This is a genomic window from Paenibacillus sp. FSL H8-0079 (genome assembly GCF_037991315.1).
GTDB lineage: Bacteria > Bacillota > Bacilli > Paenibacillales > Paenibacillaceae > Paenibacillus.
Map to the genome: position 1 here is coordinate 5,071,396 of NZ_CP150300.1, position 13,258 is coordinate 5,084,653.

Annotated in this window: 10 protein-coding genes and 1 riboswitch; of the genes, 3 read left to right on the top strand and 7 right to left on the bottom strand. The window is 47.6% G+C overall.

Annotated features, from left to right (window positions below; all coding sequences use genetic code 11):
* Positions 1-145: 145 nt before the first annotated feature.
* A complete protein-coding gene (gcvH, locus tag MHI06_RS22695) occupies positions 146-538 on the bottom strand; it encodes a glycine cleavage system protein GcvH (RefSeq protein ID WP_169481862.1) in 393 nt (130 codons plus the stop codon).
* Between the two features lie 343 nt (positions 539-881).
* A riboswitch (glycine riboswitch) is annotated at positions 882-1,004 on the top strand.
* Positions 1,005-1,326: 322 nt separating this feature from the next.
* On the opposite strand from gcvH, the gene gcvT reads away from it, so the two are divergent.
* The 3 genes from gcvT to gcvPB all read left to right on the top strand — a co-directional run bounded on the left by gcvT (position 1,327) and on the right by gcvPB (position 5,392).
* Entirely contained in the window at positions 1,327-2,463 is a 1,137-nt protein-coding gene (gene gcvT, locus MHI06_RS22700) for a glycine cleavage system aminomethyltransferase GcvT (RefSeq protein ID WP_340399195.1), read from the top strand.
* Complete coding sequence (gene gcvPA, locus MHI06_RS22705; protein WP_340399196.1) at positions 2,460-3,815, top strand: aminomethyl-transferring glycine dehydrogenase subunit GcvPA; 1,356 nt, start codon at positions 2,460-2,462, stop codon at positions 3,813-3,815. Before gcvT ends, gcvPA begins: the two co-directional genes overlap by 4 nt.
* A 113-nt stretch (positions 3,816-3,928) precedes the next feature.
* On the top strand, positions 3,929-5,392 hold the full coding sequence (gene gcvPB, locus MHI06_RS22710) for an aminomethyl-transferring glycine dehydrogenase subunit GcvPB (RefSeq protein ID WP_340402172.1): 1,464 nt from the start codon (positions 3,929-3,931) through the stop codon (positions 5,390-5,392).
* Positions 5,393-5,628: 236 nt separating this feature from the next.
* Here the strand turns inward: gcvPB and ptsP are convergent, their stop codons facing one another.
* The 6 genes from ptsP to MHI06_RS22740 all read right to left on the bottom strand — a co-directional run bounded on the left by ptsP (position 5,629) and on the right by MHI06_RS22740 (position 13,190).
* Complete coding sequence (ptsP, locus tag MHI06_RS22715; RefSeq protein ID WP_169481859.1) at positions 5,629-7,341, bottom strand: phosphoenolpyruvate--protein phosphotransferase; 1,713 nt, start codon at positions 7,339-7,341, stop codon at positions 5,629-5,631.
* Complete coding sequence (locus MHI06_RS22720) at positions 7,334-7,609, bottom strand: HPr family phosphocarrier protein (protein WP_017686848.1); 276 nt, start codon at positions 7,607-7,609, stop codon at positions 7,334-7,336. The genes ptsP and MHI06_RS22720 overlap by 8 nt, the downstream gene beginning before the upstream one ends.
* A gap of 77 nt (positions 7,610-7,686) precedes the next feature.
* Complete coding sequence (gene ptsG / locus MHI06_RS22725) at positions 7,687-9,738, bottom strand: glucose-specific PTS transporter subunit IIBC (RefSeq protein WP_169481858.1); 2,052 nt, start codon at positions 9,736-9,738, stop codon at positions 7,687-7,689.
* Positions 9,739-10,025: 287 nt separating this feature from the next.
* Entirely contained in the window at positions 10,026-10,880 is an 855-nt protein-coding gene (locus MHI06_RS22730) for a PRD domain-containing protein (RefSeq protein ID WP_169481857.1), read from the bottom strand.
* A gap of 165 nt (positions 10,881-11,045) precedes the next feature.
* A complete protein-coding gene (locus tag MHI06_RS22735) occupies positions 11,046-12,593 on the bottom strand; it encodes a flotillin family protein (RefSeq protein ID WP_340399197.1) in 1,548 nt (515 codons plus the stop codon).
* 60 nt (positions 12,594-12,653) lie between these two features.
* Complete coding sequence (locus tag MHI06_RS22740) at positions 12,654-13,190, bottom strand: protease (protein WP_340399198.1); 537 nt, start codon at positions 13,188-13,190, stop codon at positions 12,654-12,656.
* Positions 13,191-13,258: the final 68 nt, after the last annotated feature.

The window sequence follows — 13,258 nt, forward strand, 5'->3', positions numbered from 1 at the left end:
AATCTGCTTCAATCTGCATTCAAAACCATCCTCGGAAAGCACAAAAAAACCTGTGCAAGCCCTCAGGCTCACACAGGTTGAAACAAGATGAAGCACATCTCATTTTGTTATAAAATATATGTTAATGAGTACAAGTTCGTTGATACTATTCTTCCGTATGTTTACGATACGCGTCTGCATTCATCAATGTAGACAAAGCTGCTGTCAGATCTCCCTCAACGCGGATCTCAATCATCCAGCCTTCCTCGTAAGGAGAGCTGTTCACAAGCTCAGGTGAGTCCTGTAACGAATCATTCACTGCAATGATTGAACCAGTGACAGGAGAAAACAAGTCCGAAACCGTTTTGACCGATTCGATCGTTCCAATGCTGTCTTCTGCTTTTACACTGGATTCAAGGTCAGGCAATTCCACAAACACAATGTCACCCAGCTGATGCTGCGCGAACTCGGTAATGCCAATACGTACAGTATCCTCCCCTAAGGTTTGCACCCATTCGTGCTCTTCACTGTACAGGAAATCACTTTTCAATTCGCTCATCGATATCCGCCTCGCTTTTCATTAATGAGTGCATGCGTTCTTTGACCTTAACCTTTTTCCCAGAACATAGCGTATGATATTTCCGAATCAAATGTCAAGATACCTCACAATTTATTTAATAATTGCCTCCTCAAACCGTAGCCTGAATACACTCTTTCTACATATACTGGTGAATATTAGAATAGTAAGCGCAGTCTTTATAAATACACGAACAATAATATTAAAAGTATATTAAATATTCGGTTTTAAATCCTTTTCTATGATATCGTTCTTGACATCAGCAGTGGATTCACGTTTTAATGAGAGGAGTAAATGTGTTTGTTGGACTATGTTATACCCGCGGATGAATGTAAAGGGAGAGATTACCCGTGACACCCGATTCGGGATGTTCATGAGGTAACGCCGAAGGAGTAAACCACCGATAAGCGGGGGTGAATCTCTCAGGCAAAAGGACTTTTACGGGACGCAACTCTGGAGAGCATCTATTCGCCCTGTGCGGGCGTTATGATCACCCAAGGGGAAACCTGCTGCACAAGGCGGCGGGGTAACTCTCAGGTACAAGGGACAGAGCCTTAGAATACAGCGTGCTACATGGCATGCCGGTTCTTTGGCCTGTCCTTTTCCTTTTTCCCAAAAAAACGAAAAACAGGATTCAAATCGGCGCTGTCATAGCTGCCTTACCATACTTACCTTACGAAAAATCTCTAGATGAAAATTTAAAAATACCCTGGTTCATTGATCCACGATTGTATATTCGGCCGGTTAACGGTCCATGACGAGGTGATTTGATGTCCGATTTGCTTAGAACACCACTCTTCCCACTATATCAGCAATATGAAGGCGTACGGTGCATTGATTTTGGAGGCTGGGAGCTTCCGGTGCAATTCAGCGGAATCCAGAAAGAACATGAAGCGGTGCGTGAGCGTGCTGGACTGTTCGATGTATCCCATATGGGCGAATTCACAGTACAGGGTGAGCAGGCTGAAGCGTTTTTGCAACAAATGATGACCAATGATGTTACCACGCTGATACCCGGTCAAGCCCAGTACACCCTGATGTGTTACCCAGATGGCGGTGTGGTGGATGATCTGCTCGTGTATAAGCTGGAAGATCAGCATTATATGCTCGTCGTTAACGCCTCCAACATCGACAAGGATTGGGCGTGGCTGCAAGAGCACCTGATCCCTGGCGTAAGCATGACCAATGATTCGGAGCAGACGGCGCTGCTCGCCCTGCAAGGTCCACTGGCTGTAGATATTATCGGGAAAGTTACGGATACAGATGTATCCTCGATTGAGCCTTTCCGTTTTGTACAGTATGCAGAGGTATGTGGCGTTAAATTACTGTTGTCCCGTACCGGTTATACCGGTGAAGATGGCTTTGAGCTATATGTACCTGCGGACCAGGCCGCTGTGGTCTGGAATGGATTAATGCAAGCCGGAGAAAGTCACGGACTGGTGCCAACCGGACTCGGTGCCCGGGATACGCTGCGCTTTGAAGCGAAGCTCCCCCTGTATGGACAGGAATTGTCGGCAACCATCTCTCCGCTCGAAGCTGGCGTAGGCATGTTTGTGAAACTGACTGCCGGACCTTTTATCGGACACGAAGCCTTGGTACAGCAAAAAAATGACGGTCCCGCCCGCAAACTGGTCGGCATCGAAGTGCTGGAGCGCGGCATTCCCCGCCCCCACTATCCGATTTACGCCGAAGGCGCACAGATTGGTGAAGTTACTACAGGCACACAATCACCTACATTGAAGCGTAATCTGGGGCTTGCCCTCATCGACAGCAAATACGCTGCGCTGGGAACCCCGCTTGAGATTGAGATCCGCGGCAAGAAATTGAAAGCCGAGGTCGTGAAGACCCCTTTTCATAAACGGACACGTACGTCAAAGACACCTACTCAAGGAGCTGATCAAGCATGAGCAAGCACCGTTACATTCCCATGACTGAGCAAGATCAGAGCGCCATGCTCGCAACCATCGGTGTGGATACGCTGGAGGATCTGTTCCAGGACATTCCAAAAGAAATTCGTTATCAGGGCGAGCTGCCCGTATCCTCCAAACTTGATGAATATGCGCTGACACGTCACATGTCCAAACAAGCTGGCGCCAACGCCAATTTCGAAACACACGCCAGCTTCCTCGGCGCAGGTATATACGATCATCATGTTCCTTCCGTCATCAATCATGTCATTTCCCGTTCCGAGTTCTACACTGCCTACACACCTTATCAGCCTGAGATCAGTCAAGGTGAACTACAGGCCATTTTCGAATTTCAATCCTATATCTGTGAATTAACCGGTATGGCTGTAGCCAATGCCAGCATGTATGACGGCGCAACTGCCTTTGCGGAAGCAGGAAACTTAGCCGCAGCGGCAACGCGTCGCAAACAGCTCATCGTATCCCGTACGGTTCACCCGGAAGCCCGTCAGGTATTGCAGGCGTATGCGCACGGACTCCGTCTGGAGATTGTCGAGATTGGCTATAAGGATGGCGTCACTGACTGGGATGCCCTGCAAGCCGCCATCTCGGACGATACCGCAGCAGTCATGATCCAGAGCCCGAACTTCTTCGGTGCCGTGGAAAATGTAAAGCAAGCCGCTGACCTCGTGCATGCGCACAAGGGTCTGCTCGTCGTAAGTGCTAACCCGCTATCGCTGGGTCTGCTGGAAGCCCCAGGCAAGCTGGGTGCTGACATCGTTGTTGGCGATGCACAGCCCCTCGGCATCGCCGCTTCACTCGGCGGCCCCACATGCGGATATTTCGCCGTATCCCAGCCTCATATGCGCCGAATTCCTGGCCGAATTGTAGGACAGACCACGGATCGCAACGGCAAACGCGGTTTTGTACTCACACTGCAAGCACGTGAACAACATATCCGCCGCGAAAAGGCGACATCCAATATCTGTTCCAATCAGGCTTTGCTTGCACTCAGCGCATCTGTATATATGTCCATCATGGGTAAACAGGGCATGATCGATGTTGCGGATCTGAATTTGCAAAAGAGTCATTATACCCTGAATACATTAACTGCGATTCCTGGAGTTAGCCTTACTTTTAACGCACCAACATTTAATGAGTTTGTTATTAAACTTCCTGAAGGAACCGACGTGGATGCACTTCAGTTGAAATTGCTGGATGCGGGCTTCATTGGTGGCTATGAACTTGGACGTGATTATCCTGAGCTTACTGGACATATGCTGATTGCTGTTACCGAAAGACGCAGTAAGGAAGAGATTGACGAATTCGCACGAGCATTGGAGGGATCGCTGTGACTCAGGAAACGACGACGACAACGACAACATCGGTACAAGGACAACCTGAAACAGGTAGCTCTTTCTCCACTTCGGCTCAACCTGAGACGAATACAACATTCAGTGCACAGACCCTGTCTCCTGCTCCAGAACAATCATTGATTTTTGAACTCAGCAGCCCTGGACGTGTCGCTTATTCCTTGCCAGAATGTGACGTTCCTCGCCAGTCTGCCGATACGATGATTCCCCGGGAAATGCTCCGTTCGGAAGCAGCGGCACTGCCGGAAGTATTCGAGGTAGATGTTATTCGACATTATACAGCCCTGTCCCGTCGTAACTTCGGGGTAGATAACGGATTTTATCCACTGGGCTCTTGTACGATGAAATACAATCCGAAGATTAATGAGGATGTTGCCCGTTATAATGGATTCGCCAAAATCCATCCGTACCAGCATGAATCCAGCATTCAAGGTGCTCTTGAACTGTTATATACATTGCAAACCGACCTTGCAGGTCTGACAGGTATGGATGCTGTGACCCTGCAACCGGCCGCTGGTGCCCATGGAGAATGGACTGGACTTATGATGATTCGTGCCTACCACGAAGGTCGTGGTGAACAACGTACCAAAGTCATCGTGCCCGATTCTTCTCATGGTACCAACCCGGCAAGTGCAACCGTTGCAGGATTTGAGACTGTGACAATTCCGTCCCGTGCAGACGGACTGGTCGATCTGGACGCACTCCGTGCAGCCGTCGGTTCGGATACAGCAGCATTGATGCTGACGAACCCGAATACACTTGGTTTGTTCGAGAAAGACATTCAGGAGATTGCATCCATCGTGCATCAGGCTGGTGGCTTGTTGTATTACGATGGAGCCAACTCCAATGCCATTATGGGCATTACCCGTCCGGGTGATATGGGCTTTGACGTGGTGCATCTGAACTTGCACAAAACGATGAGCACGCCTCATGGCGGTGGTGGACCTGGTGCCGGACCAGTCGGCGTGAAGAGTCGTTTAGTTCCGTTCCTGCCTAAGCCAATGGTAATCAAAAATGATGACGGTATGTATGCATTCGATCGTGAAGGAGATCAATCCATTGGCCGGGTGAAAGCCTACTATGGTAACTTCGGTATTTTGGTACGTGCCTATGCCTACATTCGCACCTATGGACCGGAAGGTTTGCGCCGTGTCTCTGAATGTGCGGTACTGAATGCCAACTATATGATGGCCCGTCTCGCCCCTTACTACGAGATTCCATATCCAGGTGTATGCAAACATGAATTTGTCATGTCTGGTCGGGATTTGAAGCAATATGGTGTGCGTACACTTGATGTCGCCAAGCGATTGCTTGATTTTGGATATCACCCGCCTACAGTGTACTTCCCGCTCAATGTGGAGGAATGCATCATGATCGAGCCGACAGAAACCGAAAGCAAAGAAACGCTGGATGGGTTCATTGATACGATGATACGGATTGCCAAAGAAGCGGAAGAGACACCTGAATTGGTCCTGAACGCACCTTACGGTACACCGGTTACTCGTCTTGATGAGACTACAGCGGCCCGCAAACCTGTACTGAACTGCGCGTGTAGCTAAGCACTAAGTGAATTACTAATCTATGCTCTTGCTGATGTTACTACACCAGTAAGAGCATTTTTTGGCTAGACATTACAGAACCTTCCTCCTTGAACTCCCCTTCTAATTCCTATACGTTCGAGCAACAAAAAAAGCCAGTACCCGCTGTAACAGCGAATACCGGCAAAATCGCTGCATCAATGCAGCTCATTATCGGAAAAAGAAAAACCTCAAATCCGGAGGAAACCCCGGCAAAATTACGCTTGAATGCTTTGAACCAATTCAACGACTTGTTCAGCCGTTTGCATATCCAGAGCTTTAGCAGCCAGTTCCTGCATATCCGCACGGGACAGCTTGGTGATCTGACTACGAGCTGGCAGAATGGATGTTGCGCTCATGCTGAACTCATCCAATCCAAGACCGAGCAGCAATGGAATTGCTGTTTCGTCTCCTGCCATCTCACCACACATGCCAACCCATTTGCCTTCACGATGCGCTGCATCGATAACCATTTTAACCAAACGCAAAATGGCCGGGTTGTAAGGTTGGTACAGATAAGCCACTCGTTCGTTCATACGGTCAGCAGCCATTGTGTATTGAATCAGATCGTTCGTTCCGATACTGAAGAAATCCACTTCTTTGGCAAACTGATCCGCCAGAACTGCAGTCGAAGGAATTTCGACCATGATTCCGAGTTGAATGCTGTCAGAAACAGCAATACCTTCAGCAACCAGCTTCTCTTTCTCTTCGAGCAAGACAGCTTTTGCTTCACGGAATTCTCCGAGTGTTGCGATCATTGGGAACATGACACGCAGGTTTCCATGTACGCTTGCACGCAGCAATGCACGCAATTGTGTACGGAAGATATCCAGACGGTCCAGACACAGACGAACTGCGCGGAAGCCGAGGAATGGATTCATTTCTTTTGGCAGATCCAGGTATGGAAGCTCTTTGTCTCCACCGATGTCGAGTGTACGAACAACGACAGGTTTACCTTCCATTTTTTCCAGTACCGCTTTGTAAGCATTATACTGAATGTCTTCGGAAGGAAGTTTGTCTCTGCCCATGTACAAGAACTCCGTACGGTACAGGCCTACAGCCTCGCCACCGTTCTCCAGAACACCCGTTACATCATTCGGTGTACCGATGTTGGCTGCAAGTTCAACATGAACGTTGTCCACGGTTACCGTTGGCTCATCACGTAGTTTTCTCCACTCTGCACGTTGTGCATCATACTGTTCCTGTTTGGCACGGTATTCAGCAATAACTTCATCCGTAGGATTAACCAGTACGTGACCATCCAGACCGTCAACAATGATCATATCGCCTTGTTTCGCTTGAGCCAAGATGTCCTTGGTTCCAACAACAGCCGGAATTTCAAGAGAGCGAGCCATGATTGCCGAGTGAGAAGTACGTCCACCAATGTTGGTTGCAAAACCTTTAACAAATTGGCGGTTCAGTTGAGCCGTGTCGGAAGGCGTCAGATCCTCCGCAAGCACGATTACTTCTTCATTGATCTCAGCCGGACTCATGAAGTCGATACCAAGCAAGTGATTTAGCACACGTTTGGTAACGTCACGCATATCTGCTGCACGTTCCTGCAGGTATTCACTCTTCATGTTCTCGAACATGGAGATAAATTGCGATGCCGTTTCGTTCAAAGCAAATTCTGCATTGATCATGTCATCTGCAATTCTAGCTTTAACCGGATCAATCAGTTCCGGGTCATTCAGAATGAGCAAATGCGAAGCAAAAATCTCAGCTTTTTTCTCGCCAAGCTCTTGTAAAGTACGCTCTTTGATCGCCTCAAGCTCAGCCTGGGATTTACCCAGAGCTGAGTCGAGTTTCGCGATCTCTGCGTCAACGTCGTTGATTTGGCGTTTTTCTACAGAGTAATCAGGATGCTCCAAGATAAACGCCTTGGCGATAGCAATACCCGCCGAAGCCGCGATCCCGGAGACATTAAGCATTAATTTCGCCCAACCCTTCGTTAACCATAACGTCAGTCAAAGCTTGAAGAGCTTCAGCTTCGCCTTCGCCATCAACGATGATGCTGATAGTGTCGCCTTGTTCCAATCCGAGGGAAAGAACACCCAAGATGGATTTCAACGTTACTTTTTTACCGTTAGCTTCTGCAAAGGATTCTGCACCTTTGAATTTGTTAGCTGTATTAACCAGGGCTGTCGCCGGACGTGCGTGGATACCATCTTCGTCTGTAATTCTGAATGTTTGTTGCATTACAATCATCTCACTTTCAGTAATTTGGTTTAGGCATTGCATATATTTACACTTGCTTGCCATCGTCGTAACACTTCTTATTTTATCTCAATGATTGGCTGATCGCCAACTTTGAGCACTCCACTCTTCTTCAAGGTCACTGTGGAGCCCTCTGGCAGGTTGGTGAAAATAACTGGTGAAATGATCGATGGAGCGTTTGCTTTGACATACTCCAGATCCACTTCCATAATCGGCTGACCAGCCGATACCAGATCACCTTCCTGCACCAGTACGTTAAAGCCTTGACCTTTCAGCTTCACTGTATTCACACCTATATGAACAAGCACTTCCTTGCCACCGTCAGACATGATGCCCACGGCATGTTTGCTTGGAAATACATTAAACACTTTACCATACACAGGAGAAGTTATTGTGCCATCATGTGGCAAAATTGCGAACCCATCACCTGTCATTTTCTCAGCAAAGACCGGATCAGGTACGTTCGAAATGTCCAGCAATTCACCATTGACTGGCATCACGATATCCTCAGCAACGATACGCTCGCCTTGCTCACCCTGTGCCTTCTCCTCTTCAGGAGTTGGTTTAGCAGCTGCTGGCGTTGGTGCTGGTGTTCGTCCTGCAATAATATCCTGCATTTGAGATTTAATCGTATCGGAACGTGTTCCGAAGATGGCTTGAACATTATTACCCACTTCAAGCACACCAGATGCACCCAATTGTTTCAAACGATCTTTTTTCACATTGGATTTCTCATTAACTTCAATACGCAAACGAGTAATACAAGCGTCCAGATGTTTGATATTCTCCTTGCCACCAAAAGCTTCGAGAATGTTATGAGGCAGATCATCCGTTGAACCGGAACCTCCGCCAGATGCTGTTTCAGGCGTTGCATCTTCGCGTCCTGGTGTTTTGAGATTGAATTTGCGAATGATCAATCGGAAACCGAAATAGTAGATCACTGCAAGAATCAGGCCGACGATAATCACGTCCCACCATGGTGTACGGTTCGGAATAATACCGAAGATCAGGAAGTCAATGAACCCACCGGAGAAGGTCATACCGATCTTGACACCCAGAATTTGCATGGTCATGAAAGACAAACCTGCAAAGATACAGTGTACTGCAAACAGGATTGGAGCTACAAACAGGAACGAAAATTCAAGTGGTTCTGTGATCCCTGTCAGGAACGAAGTCAACGCTGCCGAACCCATGATCCCTGCAACATACTTCTTGTGTTCTGGTCTTGCTTCATGGTACATCGCAAGTGCAGCTGCTGGCAAACCGAACATCATGAACGGGAATTTACCAACCTGGAACGTTCCCGCTGTGAGGTCTGCACCATCACGCAATTGATTGAAGAAGATCTGCTGGTCTCCACGAATCACATCTCCAGCTTTGTTTACGTACTCACCGAACTCAAACCAGAATGGGGAGTAGAAAATGTGGTGAAGACCGAACGGAATTAATGACCGTTCCACGACTCCGAAGATAAATGCCGACAATGTCGGGCTTGTATCTACCATGAAGTGAGACACAGCATTCAATCCATTTTGAATCGGTGGCCAGATTATCACGAGAAGCAAACCAATTAAGAGTGAAACAACCGAAGTGATAATCGGAACAAAGCGTTTACCTGCAAAGAAACCCAGGTAAGACGGCAGTTCGATTTTGAAGAATCGATTGTAACACAGCGCGGCGGCAATACCTATAATAATACCTCCGAACACGCCTGTACTTAATGTTGGGATACCCAGGATGCTGGCATAACCCGGTACTTCGCCGATCATTGCCGGGGTAACTCCTACCGCGGTACCCAGTGTGACGTTCATGACCAGATAACCGATGATGGCTGCAAGACCCGCAACCCCTTCGCCACCGGCCAATCCGACGGCTACACCGACGGCGAACAGCAATGCCAGATTATCGAATACGATCTGACCTGCGTTCATCATAATTGTTGCGATCGAGTTCACCCATGGGGTGTCGAGCGCTGTTACATATTGCAAAAAGTCTGGATTAACCAGCATGTTACCGATTCCGAGCAGCAAACCTGCCGCAGGCAGAATGGCTACAGGCAACATGAGAGCTTTACCGACTCTTTGCAAGACACCGAAAAGCTTTTTAAACATCGCGTCGTATTCTCCCTTTCGTCTAAGTTGTGTGTCGTGATGCAAGCAAGGGGACACAAAAAAGGCATGAATTAATAAAGTGAACTGTACCAACCTTGGGGTATAGCATACCCTGTACAAGGAAAGAACAATCACACTCTAATTAACTCATGCCTGATCGAGTCAGTAACACGTCGCTTTTGTTTATTCAGTTGCTTGATTACGGAGACCATTGTAGCACCAGTTCTAATCCATTGCAAGCCTTTACAGCAAAAAAATCAATCCCGCATTCCATCAATGGAATGATTTCACTTATTCTCTTCTTCTTTCCGCTGATACAGCCGTTGAAGATGTATGGTCAGATAGCCTACTTCCGCAGGATAGACTGGCAGACTCAGCCTTTTCTCCATTACCTTGGTCAGCTTCCATGCAAGCGAGTACATTTCGGGGTACTCCAACTTAAGCAGCGAATCCAATTTATGAAGTTCTTCGACTTTGTCTCCACGACGAACACGCTCAAGAGCGAATCGAAGATGAGTCAGCAAACGGGAGTAGTCAAGCGATTCCGTTTCAAACGAATAATCGAGTTGGTCGGACACCAGGTTCACCAAATCGGTGATCAGCTGTGAGTGTTCACGTACCTGGGATATATTCTGGTTAGTCATTGCGCTATAGATATGAAGGGCAACAAAACCAATCTCGTCCATCCCCAGATCTACACCCATTTTCTCCTTGATCAGACGAACAGCGTATTCTCCCATCCGATATTCTTCAGGATATATCTCACGGGTTTCATATAGAAACGGGTTCTGTATGACAATTCCCTGCTCCTTGCGTTTTAACGCGAAAGAAATATGATCGGTTAATGCAATATGGATATGTTCATTCAGAGGAACGTCCGTACGCTCTGCAATATACGTAATGACTTCGTTAATAATCTCGATCAGCGCTTCATCCACCTGTGGAAGTAGCTGCTTGTACTGCTCTTGCTCTTGCTGGTTTCTCAAAATGAACATCTTCTCCACAGCCATTAGTGGAATAATGTCATTGGTTTTCCTGTTGAAGCCGATGCCTTTACCAATCACGACGACTTCCCCATGTTCAGGATGCTGTGCGATGATTACATTATTATTTAGCGCTTTGGCTACATGCAGGCTACTCAAAGTTTGCACCTCTTTTTCACACCATCTTAGATGTGATAAGTCACACCCTAGTTAAGAACGAAAAGACATCCGGAGCAGGCAAATCGCGCCGGACGTCTCGCTTAAAAAGTAACAAAATTTCGCCTTTAGGTCAATAGAGCAACCATGCAACATTCGAAGTGCTTCTTACTCGTCAACCCCAGCTCTTTCCACAATCTTGTCGATTATAGAAGGGGTTGTTACAGTCTCGCTCTGTTGGATGGCAACCGGCGCAGGTGTTTTGGACTTGGTAAGGCCTTTAATCAGCTGCTCTACATCGATGCCGGATACACTCTTGAGCATCTCTGGAGCTGTGGCCATTAACTCGGTAACATAGTTACTAACCCGCGTGGCACCTTCACCTTTACCTGTATCTACCACAGTCAGTTTATCAATGGATGCAATTGGCTCTGCAATTTTGCCGGCCAGTTCAGGCAACATTTTGACAATGATATCGAGTACAGCCGCTTCGCCAAACTTCTGGAACGCCTCAGCCAGTTTTTCTTTCGCTTCTGCTTCAGCAAGACCACGTAGACGAATAACCTCTGCATCCGCTGTACCTTTGGCGAGTTCCGCATCCGCCATAGCCTGACCTTCAAGTCGTTTCTGTTCAGCAGTTGCTTTAGCATGCGTTTCGATCGAGTACTGTACCGCATCGGCTTCACGCATTCTCTTGGCTTTATCCGCTTCGGCCGCCTGCTCCACCGCATAACGATCCGCTTCGGCCTTTTTCTTCACTTCGGCATCATATTGCTTCTCACGTACGACGATTTCTTTTTCCTGCAGATCGATCTCACGTTCTTTACGAACGAGTTCAACCTTCATTTCTTCTTCCACCACGGTCTGTCTCGCACGTGCTTCATGGATATGGTACGCCTGATCGGCTTCCGCTTTCGCTGTATCCTGATCCCGCTTAAATGTGGCTACTTTCAGTTCTTTCTCTTTGGCTGCCTCGGCGATATTGGTATCACGCAGCAACTCCGCTTTTTGACCCTGCTCTTCCGCATTGGCCTTTTGAATACGTGCATCACGCATCGCTTCCGCTTCGGCAATCTCGGCATCACGCTTCACGGCCGCAATTCTCGGTTTACCGAGAGCATCCAGGTATCCCTGTTTGTCTCGAACATCCTTGATGGTAAATGAGACAATCTGCAGTCCCATTTTCTTCAGATCTCTAGCTGCGACTCCTTGAACCTCTTGCGCAAACCGATCCCGGTTGCGATATACTTCTTCCACCGTCATCGTACCGAGGATGGCCCGCAAATGCCCCTCAAGTACCTCCTGTGCTTCGCTTCTCAGCGCTTCTACAGGTTTACCGATGAATTGCTCCGCTGCCGTAGCAACGTCCTCTACAGCGCCACCAACCTTGATAATAGCGACACCATCAGCAATAACTGGAACACCCTGTTCCGTGTACACTTCAGGTGTGGAGACATCCAGCTTGTGTGATAACAAGGAGATAAACTCAGATTGCTGGAATATCGGCAGGATAAATGCACCGCCACCACGAACAATTTTAATTTTCCGCCCAGAGTCATCATCGGAAATATTTTTGCTACCCAGGAATGATCCAGTAACGATCATCGCTTCATCCGGTCCAACCGTTTTGTATCTCGCCCAAAAAGCCAAACCCAAAATCAGAATCACACCAACAACAACTGCAGGAATCAACAACACATCCCAATTTAAATCCATTCCACATCTCTCCCCTTATTCATTTATGATTGCTTAAACTACTTAGGTGATTAGACTACTTTATAAATCTTTAAGTACATCCTCATCCCATTCCGACACACGCAGTACGCCATCTACAACATCCACCACAACAACACGCGCTCCCGCCGCAATGGGGAGGTGTTCGAAACTGGATGCTGTCTGAATCGTACTACCGGAAGCAAAACGGATCATCACTTCGCCAAAACCTTTTTCTGGCACCGGAATGGTGATTTCCCCAATTTTCCCTGCTAACTCTTTCATTGAAAATGTAATGGAGACATCGCTGTTACGCATCGGTTTGATATATGCGAAGAATACCAGCATGGCTGCAGCAATACCTATAAGCAGGGATAGTATTAGAGCAGACATCGTACTTAAGGAACTATAACGTGTCAGCATAATGCCTGCTCCACCAAAGGTTGTAATAGAACCAGCTAAAACAACGGGTTTGAAAAAATCAAGACCTGGCATTTCGAAGGCTCCGTCAATCAAGCCATCAATCAAGTCACCCAGCACAAGGCTGACAACCGCAAATATCGCCCCTCCGATTAGACACCCCCAATAAATTGTTTCCATCCCCTGTTCCTCCTCTCTCTGCCGCAAATTTATCCTATCTGAGCATTCCACATGTAAATAAATACGTA

What these genes read in the sequence shown, in the direction of transcription:
- gcvH (WP_169481862.1), bottom strand. Translation starts at nt 538, where the DNA reads ATGAGCGAATTGAAAAGTGATTTCCTGTACAGTGAAGAGCACGAATGG.
- gcvT (WP_340399195.1), top strand. Translation starts at nt 1,327, where the DNA reads ATGTCCGATTTGCTTAGAACACCACTCTTCCCACTATATCAGCAATAT.
- gcvPA (WP_340399196.1), top strand. Translation starts at nt 2,460, where the DNA reads ATGAGCAAGCACCGTTACATTCCCATGACTGAGCAAGATCAGAGCGCC.
- ptsP (WP_169481859.1), bottom strand. Translation starts at nt 7,341, where the DNA reads ATGCTTAATGTCTCCGGGATCGCGGCTTCGGCGGGTATTGCTATCGCC.
- MHI06_RS22720 (WP_017686848.1), bottom strand. Translation starts at nt 7,609, where the DNA reads ATGCAACAAACATTCAGAATTACAGACGAAGATGGTATCCACGCACGT.
- ptsG (WP_169481858.1), bottom strand. Translation starts at nt 9,738, where the DNA reads ATGTTTAAAAAGCTTTTCGGTGTCTTGCAAAGAGTCGGTAAAGCTCTC.
- MHI06_RS22735 (WP_340399197.1), bottom strand. Translation starts at nt 12,593, where the DNA reads ATGGATTTAAATTGGGATGTGTTGTTGATTCCTGCAGTTGTTGTTGGT.
- MHI06_RS22740 (WP_340399198.1), bottom strand. Translation starts at nt 13,190, where the DNA reads ATGGAAACAATTTATTGGGGGTGTCTAATCGGAGGGGCGATATTTGCG.